Origin of the sequence: Terrirubrum flagellatum (assembly GCF_022059845.1) — a bacterium.
Lineage (GTDB): Bacteria > Pseudomonadota > Alphaproteobacteria > Rhizobiales > Beijerinckiaceae > Terrirubrum > Terrirubrum flagellatum.
This window is the reverse complement of sequence record NZ_CP091851.1, coordinates 3864577-3882406: the sequence shown is the minus strand read 5'-3', so window position 1 is coordinate 3882406 and position 17830 is coordinate 3864577. Positions and strand designations below refer to the sequence as shown.

The following is a 17830-nucleotide window of genomic DNA, read 5'->3' as shown; positions in this document are numbered from 1 at the left end:
GGCCGCGGCGATTTGTCCCGCGGCCGGTTTCACTATGCAACTGACGGCGAGCGAGTCCGGCGGGCGTTCAGCCCAACCCGAGCAGCCAGTCCGCCATCGGATTCTGCGCGACATCGTGGTGCGGCGTCGTGGTCACGTCGATCGAGGCCAGCTTCCAGGCCGCGTCATAGTGCTCGACCACTGACTTGTCGGCGCTCTGCGTGGTCACATCAGCGCCGGTGAGGCGCCAATGGCTGTCATAATGCTCTTCGACGGCCTTGCCGTTTTTGAAGCTGCCCACATCCGCGCCGGTGAAATTCCATAACGCGTCGTAATGCTCCTCCACCGCCTTGCCGTTCTGCATCGAGAACACGTCGGACGAGGCCAGTTTCCATTGCGCGTCGTAGTGCTCGGCGGTGATCTTGGTTCCGAAAGTGATGACGTCGGAGCCGCTGAAATTCCAGGCGCTGTCGTAATGCTCCGCGATCTCCTTGCCGTTCTTGTCCGTCACCACGTCGGCCGATTTGAGATGTCCGCCGCTGGAGAATTCCTGAACGGTCTTGTCGCCGTCCGTCCGCACTGCGCTGGCGATCGTCTCGGCGCCTTTCGCGCCTCCTTTGGCGTCGTAATGGGAAATCGTCTCGGTTCCGCTCGCGTATGCGATCGGAGCCTTGTTGACGCTCGAAACCGAGACCGAGATCGCCTGATCGTCGTGATGGGCGCCGTCGCTCGCGCGCACGGTCACGTCATAGATATTGTCGCCGCCGGAATCCGTCGGGGTCGCATAGTTCGGCGCCGCCTTGAATTTCAGCGCGCCGGTCAGCGGATCGATCGTGAAGAGCGACGCATCGAGGCCGCCGGAGATCGAGAAGATCGGATGATCGCCGTCGGCGTCGCTCGCCGCCATCGTGGTCACGCTGGCGACATGGTCGGACACGGTGATCTTCGCCTTCGCGCCGCCGCCGTTCGACGTGATCACAGGCGCATTGTCGTTCACGTCGAGAACCGAGACGGCGATCGCCTGATCATCGTTGTGAATGCCGTCGCTCGCGCGCACGACGACATTGTAGACATTGTCATGTCCTGAATCGCGCGGCGCTTCATGGTCAGGCGCCGATTTGAAGATGAGCTTGCCGCTTGTCGCGTCGATCGCGAACAGGGCGGCGTCGACGCCGCCGGCGATCGAATAGGTCGGGCGCTGGCCGTCGGCGTCGGTCGCGACAACAGTGGTCACGGCGGCGTTGTTTTCGGAGAGGCTGATTTTCGCCGTCGCAAGGCCGCCGTTCGACGTGATCACCGGAGCGGCGACATTCGTCTGCTTGGTGTAAGCCCTGATATAGTCGATCTGGTAGCTCGCCGAGAAAGGCTGGCTGGCGTCGGGATGGCCTTCGATCTTGCCGCCGACATTGAGATTGGCGACGAGATACATCGGCTTGTTCATGTCGGACGGCGTCGCCGTCTCGAACACCTTCTGCCCATCGTAATACCAGGCGATCTTGTCTGCTTCCCAATCGACGCCGTAGGTGTGGAAGCCCGCGGATGCATTGGCGATCGTCGTCGTGTCGGCGGTGAAGAAGTGCGAGGAATCGATCTTGTAGGCGCCGCTCCTCGCGCTGTGCGCCGTGTTCAGCAGCGTTGTCGGCTGCGACCCCGAAATCTCCATCACGTCGAGTTCCGGCGGCCAGCTTCCATCGGCCGGCAACAGCCAGAAAGCCGGCAATGTGCCCGGCGCGTCGGAGGTCTTGGCGCGGATTTCGAAATAGCCGTAGGTCTGCGCGAATTCATGGGCCGTGGTGATGACGCCCGAAGTGTATTCGTAGGTCCCCTTGGGATCGGAAAACGTTGTCGCCGATCGCGACGCGGTGATGGTGAGGACGCCGTTGTTCACCGAAAAGGGATTCGACGCCGCGCCGAGATTGTTCGGCTGAACATACCAGGTGTCACTTGCGCCCGACCATGCGAAGCCCTGGTCCGCCCATGTGCCTGACATGGCGAAAGCGGGACGCGTGTCGAGCCCGCTCGTTCCATCCCACAGCTTGAAGCTGTTGAACTCGTCAGAGAAAGTCAGCTTCGCAGTGCCTGCGAGATTCTTCGGATCAATCGCCATGCATCATTCCTGTCCGCGTGCGGGCGCAGCAAGGGCCCATATTGGAGAGATTGACTGAATCAGTCGCGTTAGGATCAGTACTTACTCTCGGAGCGCCGAGCCCTCCGAGAATGAGCACAGACTCTGTAGCCGAACGGATAGCTTCCATTTCGATCCAGGTTTGATCTGCTGCGCGCGCCTGTTCGCCGTCTTGACGGAGAAGACGCGCCGGAAGCCGCCTCGTTGCGACGCATCCGTCGGCATCATCCGAGTCATTCTCCGGATTATAATGAAGACATCGTGACCATTCGCGGCGTCGCGCGACTTTTGCACCATGTCATTTGACAAGGATCAAATTCCTTGGTAGGATTATTTACCTTATATGGAGCGCTGCAATGCCTGATCCCTTCTCAGCCCATTCCCCCGGCCTGTCCTCCCCCCTCGCCGTTGGCTTCGCCATCACGCCCGCGGACGGCGCGGATTTGCCTTACGTCACCCGCCAGATCAGGATCACAGGCGCCGCCGGAAATCTGGCGGTGGTCTGGACGAGCGGCCTTCAGACCGTCGAGCCGGTCTTTACCGGCGACGTCCTCGACTGGCGCGTCATGCGGGTGCTCGCGACCGGCACCACGGCGACCGGCCTCAGGGGATATTGCTGATGGTCGGCGTCGGCGGTCTCTCCGGCCTCGCGCGCTTCGGCGTTCGCGCCAGCGTCGCGGTCCAACGGCTGGTTCCCTCCTCGGCCAACGAATTCTTCGTGGTCGCGCCTGTGATCGGCGGGGCGATGGTCTATCGCTTCATCCGCAACAACAATGGTGATTCGTCCACGCCCGCGGCGTCGGTCGGCGCGCCCTTTCAGGCCTGGCGGCTTGGCGGCGCCGGATGGCTGAACAATGCCGCGGGCAATCCCGCGAGCCCTGATTTCTGGTTCAGCTATGACGTCGGTTCGCAGGATGTCGCCTTCAACTATGGCGGAATCTACGCCGGCTCCTATCACGGCGGCGAGGCGACGAGCGCCAATCTCGTGCTGGCGAACGGCGCGTCGATTGATCCCACGCAGGCGCAGACCGGGACCTGCTTCTCGATCCAGCACAGTTCGACGATCACCTGGTCGGCGGGCAACACCGCGTCGATCGCGAGCTACAGCCTCACCGTCAATCCTGACGGCTCGCTGAGCGAGACCACGCCTTTCTCCTCGTCGCTAAGCTTCACCGACGCCTTCGTCAGCATGCTGATCGCCGGCGACGGATCGGCGAACGGCTATACGGAGGCGGATCTCAACGCCGAGGGCTGGACGATTCCGCTGCAGACCGGCCGCGCGATTCTTCTGCAGCATGACGACGTCACGATCCGCAATCCCGTGAACGGCCGCTTCATCCGCGCGGTGGCGAACGCGAAGGCGCAAAGCGGATACAGCCGCGCGCAATTCACCAACACGGCGACGCGATCGAAGCTCTATCATCGCTTCACCGGCGTCGTGGCGCCCACCATCACGCGCACGATCAGCTTCGGCGTCGGCCCGACCGGCGCGCGATTCAGCAAGACGAACCTCTTGAGCAATGGCGATTTCAGCAGCGGAATCGCGAACTGGTCCGTGTATGGCGGCTCAGCCTATTCCTTCGCGTCAGGAAATCTCAGGCTGACGCGGCAGACCGGTCAGGATAACCGCATCTATCAGGGCTTTTCGACGACGGTCGGCGCAACCTATCTCTCCGTCACGAATACGCTTGCGGATGCGACGACGTCAGGCGCGGCCTTCGCCGCGTCGAGCGCGGCGAACGGTTCGGTCAACACGCCGCCGGCGGCCTTCAATCAATCCATGGTTGCGGGCGTCAACATGCAGCTCTGGCTCGCGACGCAGACGACGCACTATCATATGTGCCTGCAAGGAGCGGGCGCGGCGGGAGCACAGGCCGACTACGGCGCCTGCGCCGTCTACAGGCTGTCGTAAGAAGTGCGCGACTCAGTCGCCCGAATCGGCGAGCGCGGATTCGGGCGGCGGGGCGGCCGCCTGCGGCGAATTGGTTCGCAGGCTGAACAGGCGATCCCTTTCGAGCGCGACGCCGGACAGGCGGCCCGTTGCGAAGGCGCCGGTGTCGAGATTCATCCGGTTCCGGCGAATGTCGATATCAGCGACGGGCGTGTGGCCATGCACGACATAGGCGCCGAACCATCCCGTGTGCTGAAGGAAGGGCTGCCTGATTTCGAGGAGATCATGCTCGTCCTGCTCCACGAGCGAACGGCCCGGCCGCAGCCCGGCATGAACGAACACAAAATCCGCGCAACTCCAGATCGGCAAGGTGTTCTGAAGGAAGCGCACATGCTCGGCGGGGATCGCCGCGTGCGCGCGCCGCGCCGTTTCGACCATGCCGTCGGCGTCGAGCGTCGGCGCCGGCGTGACGCCATAGGAAAGCAGCGTCTCGAGTCCCCCGAACCGAATCCATTCATTGAGCGTCGTCGGATCGGAGAGAAACCGCAGCAACATATTTTCATGATTGCCGCGGAGCGTCACGATTTCGCGCCAGCGCGAACGTTCGATCAGTTGATCGATGACGCCGCGCGAATCCGGGCCGCGATCGATCATGTCGCCCAGCACGACCTCGATGATGCGCCCCTTGGGGCGTTCGGCCGCGCCGCGATCGATCGCGGCGTGATGGCGCGCGAGAAGATCGGCGCATCCATGAATATCGCCGATCGCGTGAATGCGAAGATCGTCGGGGAGAGTCGAGAGCGGGTTGCGCGGATTGACGCGCGCATCAAGTGCGCGCGGCCGCCGCGTCAGCCACTTGATGATCCGTTCCATCGTTTCTCAGCTCGGCGCGAATGTCTCTGGGGCTGTGTCAAGAATATGGCGCATGACGCAGATGTCTTCGAGTCTCCCGGTGTGGCGATGCGGCGATGGGGCGCACGCCGAATCGGAAACATTCCAGAAATGATTTCGGCGCCGACTCATTCGCGCGCGTCGCGCAGCAGCCTGCCGGCCTGCGCTGTCGCCGTTCCCGCGATCGCTGCAAAAGCAACGGCGTAGCCCGGTATTTGCAGCGAGAAATCAACGGAGGAGTGGAGGCAGCCAAGCAGCGTCGCGGCAAAGCCGGCGATCATGGTTGACGAGCGGGTCCTGAGGCTCGCCCTTGCAAGGCGCGCGAGAATCAGGAGCCACAGACCGCCGACCAGCGCAGTGAGCGGCAATCCCATCTCGATCACAAATTCGAGCGGCGTGCTGTGGGCGCGATCCCAGACGCCCGAGATCAGGATGTCCGGAGGCCTCACGGCCGGAAACACGACATCGAAATTGCCGAGCCCGACGCCGAGCCACGGATGATCGCGAATCAGTCCGATGGAAGCGGCATAGACGTTGAACCGTCCCTCATCATTGAGGCCGAGAAGGAAGACGCGGCTCGCGACTACGCCTCCGAGCAATTCAAACAGCGCAAAAATCGCGATGGCGGCCGCCAGCCATGACCAGAACCGCCGACGCCACAGCGAGAAGTCGACGCGTCCATAGATCGCCGCGGCGATGGCGAGGCAGATGATCGTGAACACGAATCCGGCCCGCGATCCCGTCGCCGCCACGCCGCCGAGACTGATCAGAAAGGCGGCGCCGAGTCGCGCCAGATGCAGATCGCGACCGCTGAGCAGCAACCAGAGCCGCTCCGAGGGTGACAGGCGGCTTGAGGAGCCGCGCCGCGCCGCGGAGGCGAGACGCATGAACCAGATGATCGCAACCGATCCGAAATAGGTCGCGGCCGTGTTTCGATTGATGAAGGTCCCGGTCAGATTGCCGAGATAGGCGGGCTTGTCGCGCCACAGAAGCGCGGTCGGATCGATCAGCAGGGCGAGCGAACTGTAGACGACGTAGATGAGGCCGGACCATGCGACGACGCGAAGGGTCAATTCGGCGCTCTGCGAGCTCCCGCCAAGGAGGGCGAATCGGCAGAAGGCCAGCACGAACAGCAGCGGCGCCCCCATCGCGATCACGGGCGCCCACGCGCTGGCCGACGCGATTGGTTTCAGTTCGCGCCCGAGAAGGCGAGTCGCCTCGCTCCAGATCGGGTCCGGAGCGACCGCATCTGAAAGCTGCAGGGCGACGGTCGCGCCAAAGACCGCAAAAACGAGCAGGACGGCGATGAGCGTGCGGCGGGTCGTCGCATCGATCTCGCCAATGGATGCGAGCGTGAGGCTGAGCCCCAGCAGCAGACACCAGAGCGCGATCCAGCCCAGTTCGACTGAGCCAAAGGGCAGCGGCGCGAGAGCCGCCACCGTAAGCGCAACGCCATGTGAAAACCGGAATATGGCGCGTCTGAGCCTGGCGATCGGCGATTCCGGCCGTCCGAGGACCGCCTGTTCCTCGCGAAGCTCCGTCCGCGGCGTCTTCGCCTCAGCATCTGCAAGCGGCGTCGCCATGCGGCCGACTATTCCCCCACCCCATCGCGCCGCCGGCTCCGGCCGAATCGCGTTGCGCGGCTGCGCCGGTAACCGTGTCGATGACATGACATTGCGACGCAATAGCCGACATGTTAGATTAACTTAGCGTAAATTTAAGGCTGGTGGGCCGTGTCTGATCTGCTGCGTAAGCTTCTGCCTCGCGGGTGTGCGATCGCGGCCGCGATCATCTCTTTTTCGCCGGCCTTCGCCGCCTGCGTCACGCCGTCGCCGATGACGCCCGAAGCGGCCGCGGGTCTCAAGGCCGCGCCGGCCAAGATATTCGAAAACAACGCGTCTGGCGCCGCTCTGGTGTCCGCGATCCGCAATCTCGCCGCCACCGATCCGTCGGCGGCGCAGGCGCTGCTTGGAACGCGTTCCGGCGCGACCTCGGAGCAGCTCAGCGCGCTTGGCACGGGTCTTGCCCAGGCTGCCGCAGCATGCGTCAGAACCGATGCCCAGGCCGCGCAGGCGATTCAGGATGCGGTGCTCGCCGCGAACAGCGACGGCGTCACGGCCGCCTTCAGGGCGACGGTGGGCGATGTGCGGACGGCCTCGATCGCCCAGGGCGGCGTCGGCGGCGGCAGTCTTGGCGGCGCGGGCATCGGATCGTCAGCGACCTTCACGTCGACGGCGCGCAACGTTTTCGGCTCTTCGCTGACCTCTTCCTTCACGAATTCCGGCTTCACTTTCAGCACGGGTTCCAATTCGTTGACGCTGTCGACCACAAATTCGACAACAAACAACGTCATTTCAAATTCGATCAGCCCGTCTCGCTAATCGCAGTAAACTCGCTCATCGCAGTAAAACTGTCGCAGCTTGATGGCAAAGGCGTAAACGGGCGGGAATTCGCCCGCAACTCAGGTGCCGTCCGTTAATGCTGAAAAGCACGCCACACTCGGAACTCCGAGCCGAGAGAGATTTTGAATCGCAGTCGCCGTTTTCGTCGATCAATCTCGACACGATCTTTCGCATTCTGCGGCGCCAGTGGCCTGTAATCGCAGGCTTCACCTTCGTCGCGCTTCTCGCCGCAGTGATCTTTCTTCTGACCGCGGCGCCCAAATATACGGCGTCGATGACCATCCTGATCGACACGCGCAAGACGCAGTTGTTCCAGACGCAGCAGGTCGTCGGCGACATGGCGATCGATTCGAGCGCGGTCGAGAGTCAGGCCGAAATTCTGAAGTCGGACAGCACGGCGCTCGCCGTGATTCGCAATCTGAAGCTGCTGGAAGATCCCGAATATTCCGGCGAAGGCTCGTTCAGCCTCATCAAGACGATCACGGGACTTTTCGTCGGTCCCGACGCTCCTGACTCTCAGGAGCGCAAGGAGCGCATGGCGGTCGAGCAATTCGCGAAAGCGTTACAGGTGAAACGCGTCGGCCTGACCTACGCCATCGACGTCAGCTTTCAGTCGCTGAGCGGCGAAAAGTCGGCGCGGATCGCGAACGCGATCGCCGACGCCTATCTCGTCGGCGAGCTTGATTCCCGCTACCAGGCGACGCTGCGCGCCAGCCGCTGGCTGCAGGACCGCATGGCCGAATTGCGCCAGCAAGCTACCGCGGCCGAGACCGAGGTGCAGAAATTCAAGGCTGCGAACAACATCATCGATACGGGCCGCGGCACGATCAGCGACCAGCAGCTCACCGACGTCAACACGCAGCTCACCGCCGCGCGCGCAGGCACCGCCGAAGCGAAGGCGCGTTTCGATCGCATTCAGAACATCGCGCAGGAAAAGGAAACGATTCCCGACGCGACGGTGGCCGATGCGCTGCGCAACGATGTCATCACCCGACTGCGGGCGCAGCTTCTCGATTTGACGGCGCGCGAAGCCGACTGGTCGTCGCGCTATGGCGTCAATCACACCGCGGCGGTCAATCTGCGCAATCAGATGCGCGAATTGCGCCGGAACATGTCGGATGAGCTCAGCCGCATCGCCCAGACCTACAAGAGCGATTACGAGATCGCCATGGCGCGCGAACAGGCGCTGCAGGACAGCCTCAGGGCGCTGACCGACCAGTCGAACGTGACGTCGCAGGCGCAGATCAAGCTGCGCGATCTCGACAGCACCGCGCAGAGCTTCCGCAACCTCTATGACAACTTCCTGCAGCGCTTCATGGAGGCGACGCAGCAGCAGACATTCCCGATCACCGAAGCGCGCGTGATCTCGGCCGCGTCCGAGCCGCTGCGCAAGAGCTTCCCGAAAACCTTGCTCGTCGTTGCGATCGCGCTCGTCGCGGGTCTTGGCCTCGGCAGCGGCGTCGCGTTCCTGCGCGAACAGATGGACAATGTCTTCCGCGAGGAAGATCAGATCGAGCAGGCGACCGGGATCGAATGCCTTGGCGTGACGCCGCGCGTCGAAATAGCGTCGACGGCGCCGAGCGCGCCGGCTGATCTGGGCCAGCGCATCCTGCGCTCCAACATTGGCGTCAACCGGCATGTGCTTGATGCGCCATTCTCGCGCTTCACCGAGACGATCAGGCGCGTCAAGGTCGCGATCGACATCGCCAGCCTGCGCCGTCCGACGCGGGTGATCGGCGTGTGCTCGGCCTTGCCGCAGGAAGGCAAGACGACGATCGCCGCCAACCTCGCGCAGCAGATGGCGAGCTCCAATCATCGCGTGATCCTGGTCGATGCGGATCTGCGCAATCCAGCGCTGACGCGCGCGATCGCGTCGGAGGCGACCGAGGGTCTCGTCGAGGTCATCACCGGCAAGCGCGCCGAGAACGAGGTCATCTGGGTCGATCCGGTCAGCGGGCTGCACGTCCTCCCGGCGGTGATCGACGGCCGCATCTCGCACACCGCCGATCTCATCTCGTCCGACGAGATGGGCAATCTGCTCAACCGGCTGCGTGACAAGTATGAATATGTGGTCCTCGACTTCCCGCCGGTGCTGCCGGTCGTCGACGTCAAGGCCGCGAGCTATCTCGTCGACGGCTTCGTGCTCGTTGTCGGCTGGGGCAAGACGAAGAAGGACGTGGTGATGAGCGCGCTGTCGAGCGTCGACCTCGTCTCCGAGCGCATGATCGGCAGCGTGCTCAATGGCGCGAGCGTGGCCATGCTGCGCCGGCTCGAAGCCTCCGAGGGCCGCTATTACGCCGATTATCATCACGGCTACGGTTATCGGAAGAAGGCGTGACGTCGGCCGCTGGCTCCCTGCCATCGGGTCGCCGGCGTTCCCGCTTTCCGCTTCTTCGACTTTCGTTTTTCCTGCTGTCGTCAGCGGCCGCGGCGTGGGCCGTCGAGGTCGGGCCGGCCTCTGTCGCCGGCTGGCGCGTGGCGCTCGTCGGCAAGCGCATCGGCAATGGCGCGACATTCGACGCTTCGGCCCTGGCGCCGCTGCTTGATCTCAAGGGTGTGAACATCCTGCAATCCCCCTGCACGGGCGATGTGCAGCAGGGCGCGCTTTTCATTGCCGCGCGGCTCGCCGAACTGGCGTTGAACGTTGGCGAATTCGCAGAGCTTGATGGCCGGCTGGAGAAAGTCGAGACGCTGGCGCGCGAGACGCTCGTCTGCTCTCCGCACAATTCTTTCGCCTGGTTCGCGCTTTACTGGTCTCAGGGGCGGCGCGTCGGCTTCACGCGGCGAACTCTCGATTATCTCGACATGTCCTACCGCATGGGGCCGCGCGAAGGCTGGATCAGCGTCCGCCGCAATCCGCAGGCGATGCTGGTCTATCGCCAGCTTTCGCCTGAACTGAAAGCGCGCCTGGTTGAGGAATGGCGGCTGCTGCTCGAGGCGAGGCTCTTTCAGCCCGCGGCGCTGGCGTTGGCGCAGATTCCCGAAGGCGACCGGCAGACGCTCTTCGATCAACGCGCGCGCCTCGATTCGAACCTCTGGGCCCTCTTCTCGGATTTCCTCGATCTTCAGGGAATCGATATCCTGCTGCCCGACGCGCCTGAACGCAGGCGCACGCCCTGGCGGGCGGGATAACTGCGCAACCAGCGCGTCTCATTTTCAAGCTTGTTGAGGCCGGGCTTCGCGCGGCGCGTTGCTGATGCGCGAGACGCGTTTGCGAAGACCATGCTCGCAAGAGCGCGCTGAACGGCGCGCCGGCTCCCGCCGATATCAGCAAGCGAAATTGAAGCTGCGGATTTGGCGCCGCCCGCCCGTCGCGATCGTCTAATCTTCAGACGCTCAGATCAGCGCCGTCCGCCCTTCAGCGAAATCCTGGCGATGTCGGCGTCCGTCACCGTGTTCGACGCGAGGTCGATCAGGTTCAGGATCTTCGCGAGCTCGACCGCCGGCGCGTTCGACACGAACAGCACGTCGCGCGGCTGGACCGGGAATTTCGTCGCGAGGAAGAAGCCCTGCGCTTCGCGGAAGTTCACGCGGTAGACCACGGGAATCAGCTCGCTGCTGAATCCTTTGGTGTCCTTGCCCATGTCCTGGACGGTGCGGCGGTTCTCAAGGCGGAAGAGGAAGGTGTAGGCGGGATCGCCGCGCGAATCGAGGATCGCGCCGGCGCGGCCAAGCGCTTCGGTCAGCTTCAGCGTTTCCTGATCGAAATTGATCGTGCCGTTCTGGCCCGACGCGCCGAGCGCCATGAAGGTGCGCATCTCGCGCTTGACGATGATCGTGTCGCCCGGACGCAGATAGATATTGTTATCCGGATTGTTCACGAGCCGGTTGAAATAGACCGTGCCGACCTGATTGCCGCGCTGCAGCGTCACATAGGTTTCATACGTCGGCCACCGCGAACCGCCGGCGCGCGTGATCGCATCGAGAACCCGATCGCCCGATTTGGTGATGGCGAAACGCGTCGGCTGGCTGACTTCGCCGGTCACCGACACCAGCGTCGAGCGCGAGTCGCCCAGCGTGACGATCGCCTGCGGTTCGATCGCGCGATTGCGCAGACGCTCCTGGATCGAGTTCTGCACATCTTGCGGCGTGCGGCCGGCTGCGGGAATAGCGCCAGCGAATGGCACCGAGATCGTGCCGTTCCTGTCGATCTCCTGAGAGGGCAGGCTGATGAAGTTGCCCGGGCGCGAGCCCGCTTCGCTCGGAATGAAGAGACCGCCAGCCGCCGCCTCGAAGATTGTCACATTGACGATGTCGCCGACGCCGAGCCGCAACTCCCGTGGCCCGCCGCGATCGCGGAATGTCGTGCCCAATGTGCGGGTCGGTTGGGTTTCGACGACCGAAAGCACCTGAGGGTTCACGTCGACGACGATATAGGGAAGCTTTTCAGGATCGCCCGGCGGCTGTCCGGTGACGGCGCTCGCATAGGGTCCCTGCGTCGGAAACGCCTCGCAGCCCGCGAGCAGCGCGGACATCGCTGCCATCGCCAGGGGAGTCAGGATTGAACGGCTGAGCCAGCCCGAAAACACCACGCCATTCTCTCGCTGTCGCCGCGCCCGAGACCGGCGCTGATTGTTAGTAACTCCGTACCACAAGCGCGCCGCGAATCCGTTGCTTATCGGCAACATCGGAGAAGCTTTCGCGTCGCAGCCATGCGTAATTGTCGGCTAAGCGTCGCTGCACCGCAAAAAATGAAATGTTTTCAGCGGCTTGGAGAGGCCCATGCGTCCATGGCGGAAAGCCGGCCGCGCCATGTGAAATGCTCTCGATGGTTAAATTTTTATCTCACTTTGTGACAGCCGAGCCGATAGTAGTAATTCGTTGAGGTTGATGATTTTGTTCAAGTTCAAGAGTAAATAATGTACGAATAAGTCGCATAGATTACAGATAAAACCTGAAATCTGGCCTTATTCGGCAGCGTGTACACCGTTCTACTATCAGGGAACGGGACGCTGTGATGCGTAAACTTCAGTATATCTCGCTCATTGCTGGCGCGATGGCGTCATTCTCAGCGGCTCCGGCGATGGCCTTTCCGCTCGACCTTGGCGAGCCGTCGCCTCAGGGCGGATCCTGGATGCAGGCGACCGAAAATGCGCTCGCTCCTCTTCCCTATGTCAAATTCTGCCGTGAACAGGCCGAGGAATGCCGTCACAGCGGCGAGAACGTCCTGATCGATCTCGACGCCGCCACGATGTCGGCGATGCGGAGGGTCAATTCCAGCGTCAACAGCCGCATCCGTCCGCAGCATCACGCGGTCACCTCAGGCGTCGAGGATTGGAGCGTCAACCCGGCCGCCGGCGATTGCAATGACTACGCCGTCACCAAGCGCCATGAACTCGTCGCCATGGGATTGCCGCGAAGCGCCCTGCTGCTCGCAGCGGTCATGACCTCCTGGGGCGAGGGTCACCTGGTTCTGGTGGCGCGCACCACGCGCGGCGACATGGTGCTGGACAATCTCCGCGGCGACATCCGCTCGTGGGATCGAGCCGGCTATCGCTGGTTGAAACGCGAGTCCGTCGCCAGCGCCGCGCTGTGGGAGAAGATGGCGCAGCCTTCGTCCCGCCGCGTGCAGATGGCCGCTGTCGCGCCTGCTCCGGCTGTCGCTCGCCGCTTGGCGCCGGTCGCCGCCGAGCCTGTTGTCGTGGCTCAGGCGCCGGCCGCCGACGAATGGACGTCCGACGTCTCAGCCGGCGTGACCGATTTCACGGTCGGACGCCCGACGCCGCAGCCGCGTCCGCGCTATGGCCGTCGTGCGACGACGTTCACGCTGGGGCCCGTGGTGATGCCGCAGTGGAGCGCGACCGACTATTCCTATTCCGACAATGGCTCGCTCGATCGCGGCGGCAAGCTGTCATGGACCCTGACGCTTGGTCCGACGAAGCTTGCGATGGATAGGACTTCTGTGCTGGTCGGGCCGAACGGCGGATCGGTGCTCTGATTGCGGAAGGTTTTAAAGCCCTCCTCGCCGAGAGTTTCAGCGCTGTTCGCCTTGAGATGGTCGTGATCCCGGGCGACAAGCCCATGGATCGAGATTGGCCGATCGCCTGACTTGCGGCGACGCGCCGCGGTTTCCGTCTTGGTCCCGTGGCGCATCTCGCCCTAGATCACGCCGCATTTTGATTGGATCAATCAAAATGCGGGAACGTGATCGACTCCAAGAGTTTAGAGCATGGCTTTTGCGAAAAACCGGTTCCCACTTTTTCGCGCCATGCTCTACAGTGCGGCGACGGCCGAAGCGCCGGCGAATCCCTGGAAATGATGCGCTCTCTGTTTATCCGTTCCGCAATTCACGCTGGCGTCCTCGCGATCGCTTCATTCGCCGCCGTCGCGGCGAAAGCGGATTGCAACGTCATGGCGTTCAGCCTGTCGCAGCCGATCGTCGAGCGCTTCGTCATGCGGCCGACCACGCTGTTGCTGGATTCCGGCGATGGCGTCAACGGCTTGGTGTCGCGCGTCGCCATCATCGCGAGTTCGAGCCGCGCGGCGCTTCCATCGATCCTGAGAGTGGTCAATGGCGCAAATCCGCAGCAGCGTCGCGCCATCGCGCAGGGTCTCGCGGTCGCAGCGCGCGTCTGCAAGCCGGCGGATGCGCGCCAGATCGCTCTCGCGGTTCAGGGCTTCCCGGATTCCTCCTTCCGGGACGAGTTCAAGGCGCGGGCGGCCGTCGATACCGACTATCGCGACCAGGCGCGAGCGCAGATCATCGAAGGAAGCATTCCCAAGCGGCCGGAGGAAAGGCTGTCGTCCAGCGGAAACATGCTCTTCGATCCGCTCAATCCGCGGGCGATCGCTCCGGTGGCGCCGGTCGGCAAGATCAGGCCGATCGATCAGCTCGCGCCGATCCGCTGATCGCGTCCGGCCGCGGACGCCGGGATGATTATTGATCGCTAGAAGAGATGTTCGCTGACCAGGACGGCGGTTCGCCGTTCCGCCCGCTCGCTTTCCAGCGCGCGCAATCCGTCGACCAACGTTTTCACTTCGTCGGCCGTGAGATTGGGCAGCTTGCCGCCGGAGAAGGTCAGGAGCTCGATCAGATCCGCAATCGTGTCGTGATCCGGGATCGAGCGGTCCTCACGCTGCGTGAACATCGAAAGCTCTCTTCCACGTGGAGTCTCGGGTCATTTTGTTAAGATTCGATTTCGCGGCCGGCGTCGTGAAATAAGGCCCAATCGCCCGGTTTTTCATTTGATTTGACAATCTCGGCGATGTTAGCGTCAAAGCGACGCGCGCGCCGGCGGTCAATTCGGTTAAGGAATTTCGGCTATTTCGGGCGCTTGCATTCACCGCGCGGACGCCACGTTTTTATGACCGTACTCCCGGCCTCTTCAAAGCGGTTGCTGCTTCAGACGCCGGCGCGCGACCAGTTTTCGCGCGCGCTGCGCCGATCATGGTCGGCGTTCTCGGCGATGGCGATGTTTTCCGGCGTGATCAATCTGTTGATGCTGACCGGCTCGCTTTTCATGCTGCAGGTCTATGACCGGGTGTTGCCGAGCCGCAGCCTGCAGACGCTTGGCGCATTGGTGACGATCGTCGCCATTCTCTACGGCGTTCAGGCTCTTCTCGAGACCATTCGTTCGCGCATGATGGCGCGCGTCGGCCGCAGGCTCGACGAGGACCTCGCCGCGCCGACATTTCGCGCGGCCGTCAGCCTTTCGCTTCTGAACCGGCCGGGACAGGACAAGGCGGATCCGGTGCGCGATCTCGATCAGGTGCGCCAGTTCGTGGCGTCTCCGGGTCCCGCCGCTCTCTTCGATCTGCCCTGGGCGCCGATCTACATCCTGATCTGCTTCCTGTTTCATCCCTGGCTTGGCTGGCTTGCGGTCGGCGGCGCAATCGTTGTGACGGCGCTCGCGATCTATGGCGAATTTCGCGCCCGCGGCGCTGTCGCGGCGACGGTGAAATTCGGCGCGCAGCGTCAGGGCGCCGTCGATGGCGGCCGGCGCAACGCCGAAGTGCTGGCGACGATGAATCTCGCCAAGAGGCTGGAGCAGCGCTTCGAGCAGCGCACGCGCGATTATCTCGACGCGCAGCAACACAGCGCCGATGGCTCGACGACGATCAGCGCCTGGGTGCGCGGCTTGCGCATGCTGCTGCAATCCCTCGTGCTCGCGCTCGCCGCGCTGCTCGCTGTGCGTCAGGAGATTTCATCCGGCGCCATCATCGCGACCTCGATCCTCTCCTCGCGCGCGCTGGCGCCGATCGACGCCGCCGTCGCGCAATGGCGCCTGTTCGTCGGCGCGCGCCAGGCGATCGGGCGTCTCCGGCGCGCGCTGATCGCGAACGATATTCCCGAGCCGCAGACGCGGCTGCCGGCGCCGCGCAAGCAATTGCGCGTCGAAGGCGGCTTCATCGCGCCGCCCGGCGTCTCGCAGCCAACTGTCGGCGGCGTGCATTTTGCGGTCGAGGCCGGCGACGGTCTTGGCGTGGTCGGACCTTCAGGCTCCGGCAAGACGACGCTGGCGCGCGCATTGACCGGCGTCTGGCCGTTGCTGCGCGGCGAGGTCACGCTCGACGGCGCGCCGCTGCATCAGTTCACCGCCGCCGATCGCGGCGCGGCGATCGGCTATCTGCCGCAGGATGTCGATCTGTTCGATGGAACGATCGCGGAGAACATCGCGCGCTTCGATCCCGATCGCACCGACGAAGCGGTGGTGCGCGCGGCCCAGATCGCCAACGCGCATGATCTCATCCTCAGATTTCCGCAAGGCTATGACACGCGCATTGGCGAAGGCGGCCTCAAGCTGTCCGCGGGGCAGCGTCAGCGCGTCGGATTGGCGCGCGCGCTCTATATGGATCCCTTCCTTGTCGTGCTTGATGAGCCCTATTCCAATCTCGATGGCGAGGGCGACGCCGCGTTGAACAAGGCGATCGCTTCGGTTCGCGAGCGCGGCGGCGTCGTCGTGATGATCGCGCATCGCCGCAGCGCCATCGGCGCCGTCAACAAGCTTGTCGCCATCATCGAAGGTCGGCAGATCGCTTTCGGAGCGAAAGACGAAGTGCTCGCAAAGATCGCGGCGATGCACGCTCCGCCGCCGGTCTCTCCGGCGCCGACGCTCCATCCGGTTGTCGGCGCGTCGATGCGCGTCGAGCCGGCGCCCGGCGCGCTTCGTCGGGAAGTGAAGGCGTCCAATGTCGCCTGACGCGCCCGATTCAGAAATGGAGCGCTCGCGCTCCGCCACCGCACGATCGATTCACAATCACGCGCTCGCCGGCCTGTTCGTCACGCTTGGGCTGATTGGCGGCCTCGCCGGCTGGTCGGCGCTCGCGCGCGTGTCCGGCGCCGTCATCGCGCAGGGCCAGGTCGCGGTCGAAAGCAGCTCGAAGAAGGTTCAGCATCCCGAAGGCGGCGTGGTCGCGGAGCTGCGCGCGCGCGACGGCGATCGCGTGAAGGCCGGCGATCTGCTCATCCGCCTTGACGACACGGTGGTGCGCGCCAATCTCGCGATCCTCGCGAAATCCTATGACGAATTGACGGCGCAGCAGGCGCGCCTCGCAGCCGAGCGCGACGAAGCCGCGGAAATCCGTTTTCCCGACGCGTTGCTGAAGCGCGCGACGACGGACGCTGACGCGCAGGCTGCGATCGCGGGCCAGGTCACGATCTTCAAGAGCCGCCGCACCGCGCGCGAGACCGGGCGCACGCAGCTCAAGGAGCAGATCAGGCAGTTGCAGGCGAGCATCGAGGGCCTGATCGCCCAGCGCGCCGCCCGCGAAAGCGAACTGACGCTGATCGCCGAGGAACTGAAGGGCGTGCGCGAGCTTTACGCCAAGAATCTCGCGCCGATCGCGCGCGTCAACGCGCTCGATCGCGATCGCACGCGCATCGAGGGCGAACGCGGCAAGCTGATCGCGGATATAGCCGCCGCCCGCGGCTCGATCGCGGAGAAGGATATCCAGATCGCCCGCGCCGACGACGATTTCCGCTCCGAGGTGGTCAAGGATCTCTCGGCCGCCATCAGCAAGCTCAACGAGACGGTCGAGCGCAAGATCGCCGCCGAGGATCGCCTCGCGCGCATCGAGATCCGCGCGCCGGCGACGGGCATGATCCATCAGCAGAGCGTATTCACGGTCGGCGGCGTTCTCGGTCCCGGCGAGGCCGCGATGTATGTGGTGCCGGAGAATGACAAGCTCGTCGTCGACGCCATGGTCGAGCCGCAGGATATCGAGCATGTGCATTTCGGCCAGCGCGTCGAAGTCAAGTTCAGCGGCTTCGCCGACCGCAACATCAAGCTGTCGTCAGGCGAAGTCGCGTCCATTTCGCCTGATCTGATCGAGGATCAGCAGACGCGCCGCCGCTTCTACAAGATCAAGGTCTCGGTCGAGCCGCCGAAGAATGCCGAGGGCAAGCCGCTCGCGCTCATTCCCGGCATGCCGGCGGAAGCCTTCATCATCAAGGGCGAGCGCACGGTGCTCGCCTATCTCCTGCAGCCGATGCGCGACCAGATGCAGCGCGTGTTCAGGGAGTAACGCGTCGTCCGGCGGAAAGACGCCGCATCCGTTCCTTGGTGATGCTTTCTTGGCGTCTGCGCGACAGGCGTCTAGAAA

14 protein-coding genes are annotated in these 17830 nt (G+C 63.8%); 9 read left to right on the top strand and 5 right to left on the bottom strand.

Going from position 1 to position 17830, the window contains the following annotated elements; genetic code table 11:
• Window positions 1-67: 67 nt before the first annotated feature.
• A complete protein-coding gene (locus L8F45_RS18665) occupies window positions 68-2086 on the bottom strand; it encodes a family 16 glycosylhydrolase (RefSeq protein ID WP_342359365.1) in 2019 nt (672 codons plus the stop codon).
• A 374-nt stretch (window positions 2087-2460) separates the two neighbouring features.
• Between L8F45_RS18665 and L8F45_RS18660 the strand changes: the two genes are divergently transcribed.
• Both L8F45_RS18660 and L8F45_RS18655 read left to right on the top strand, forming a co-directional pair.
• The gene (locus L8F45_RS18660; protein ID WP_342359364.1) at window positions 2461-2724 is read left to right on the top strand and encodes a spike base protein, RCAP_Rcc01079 family; all 264 of its coding nucleotides are present in this window, start codon (window positions 2461-2463) and stop codon (window positions 2722-2724) included.
• Window positions 2724-4016 carry a hypothetical protein gene (locus L8F45_RS18655; protein ID WP_342359363.1) on the top strand — a complete coding sequence of 431 codons (1293 nt, stop codon included), beginning with the start codon at window positions 2724-2726 and terminating at the stop codon, window positions 4014-4016. The genes L8F45_RS18660 and L8F45_RS18655 overlap by 1 nt, the downstream gene beginning before the upstream one ends.
• Window positions 4017-4028: 12 nt before the next feature.
• Here L8F45_RS18655 and L8F45_RS18650 read toward each other — a convergent pair whose 3' ends face one another.
• Both L8F45_RS18650 and L8F45_RS18645 read right to left on the bottom strand, forming a co-directional pair.
• Window positions 4029-4868: a metallophosphoesterase gene (locus tag L8F45_RS18650; protein ID WP_342359362.1), complete on the bottom strand. Its 840-nt coding sequence runs from the start codon at window positions 4866-4868 to the stop codon at window positions 4029-4031.
• 146 nt (window positions 4869-5014) lie between these two features.
• Window positions 5015-6469 carry an O-antigen ligase family protein gene (locus L8F45_RS18645; RefSeq protein WP_342359361.1) on the bottom strand — a complete coding sequence of 485 codons (1455 nt, stop codon included), beginning with the start codon at window positions 6467-6469 and terminating at the stop codon, window positions 5015-5017.
• Between the two features lie 150 nt (window positions 6470-6619).
• On the opposite strand from L8F45_RS18645, the gene L8F45_RS18640 reads away from it, so the two are divergent.
• The 3 genes from L8F45_RS18640 (at window position 6620) to L8F45_RS18630 (ending at window position 10420) form a co-directional block, all read left to right on the top strand.
• A complete protein-coding gene (locus tag L8F45_RS18640) occupies window positions 6620-7267 on the top strand; it encodes a hypothetical protein (RefSeq protein ID WP_342359360.1) in 648 nt (215 codons plus the stop codon).
• Window positions 7268-7364: 97 nt separating this feature from the next.
• A complete protein-coding gene (locus L8F45_RS18635; RefSeq protein WP_342359359.1) occupies window positions 7365-9626 on the top strand; it encodes a Wzz/FepE/Etk N-terminal domain-containing protein in 2262 nt (753 codons plus the stop codon).
• The gene (locus tag L8F45_RS18630) at window positions 9623-10420 is read left to right on the top strand and encodes a hypothetical protein (RefSeq protein ID WP_342359358.1); all 798 of its coding nucleotides are present in this window, start codon (window positions 9623-9625) and stop codon (window positions 10418-10420) included. The genes L8F45_RS18635 and L8F45_RS18630 overlap by 4 nt, the downstream gene beginning before the upstream one ends.
• Before the next feature lie 209 nt (window positions 10421-10629).
• Here the strand turns inward: L8F45_RS18630 and L8F45_RS18625 are convergent, their stop codons facing one another.
• A complete protein-coding gene (locus L8F45_RS18625; protein WP_342359357.1) occupies window positions 10630-11916 on the bottom strand; it encodes a polysaccharide biosynthesis/export family protein in 1287 nt (428 codons plus the stop codon).
• 329 nt (window positions 11917-12245) lie between these two features.
• On the opposite strand from L8F45_RS18625, the gene L8F45_RS18620 reads away from it, so the two are divergent.
• Together L8F45_RS18620 and L8F45_RS18615 are read left to right on the top strand one after the other, a co-directional pair.
• Window positions 12246-13226, top strand: coding sequence for a transglutaminase-like cysteine peptidase (locus L8F45_RS18620; RefSeq protein WP_342359356.1), 981 nt, complete (start codon window positions 12246-12248; stop codon window positions 13224-13226).
• A 317-nt stretch (window positions 13227-13543) separates the two neighbouring features.
• Window positions 13544-14137 carry a hypothetical protein gene (locus L8F45_RS18615; protein WP_342359355.1) on the top strand — a complete coding sequence of 198 codons (594 nt, stop codon included), beginning with the start codon at window positions 13544-13546 and terminating at the stop codon, window positions 14135-14137.
• A gap of 38 nt (window positions 14138-14175) precedes the next feature.
• Here L8F45_RS18615 and L8F45_RS18610 read toward each other — a convergent pair whose 3' ends face one another.
• Window positions 14176-14376 carry a hypothetical protein gene (locus L8F45_RS18610; protein ID WP_342359354.1) on the bottom strand — a complete coding sequence of 67 codons (201 nt, stop codon included), beginning with the start codon at window positions 14374-14376 and terminating at the stop codon, window positions 14176-14178.
• A gap of 216 nt (window positions 14377-14592) precedes the next feature.
• On the opposite strand from L8F45_RS18610, the gene L8F45_RS18605 reads away from it, so the two are divergent.
• Window positions 14593-16428 (top strand): type I secretion system permease/ATPase, encoded by a 1836-nt coding sequence (locus tag L8F45_RS18605; protein WP_342359353.1) that lies wholly within the window; start codon window positions 14593-14595, stop codon window positions 16426-16428.
• Window positions 16418-17752 (top strand): HlyD family type I secretion periplasmic adaptor subunit, encoded by a 1335-nt coding sequence (locus L8F45_RS18600; protein ID WP_342359352.1) that lies wholly within the window; start codon window positions 16418-16420, stop codon window positions 17750-17752. Before L8F45_RS18605 ends, L8F45_RS18600 begins: the two co-directional genes overlap by 11 nt.
• Window positions 17753-17830 lie beyond the last annotated feature (78 nt).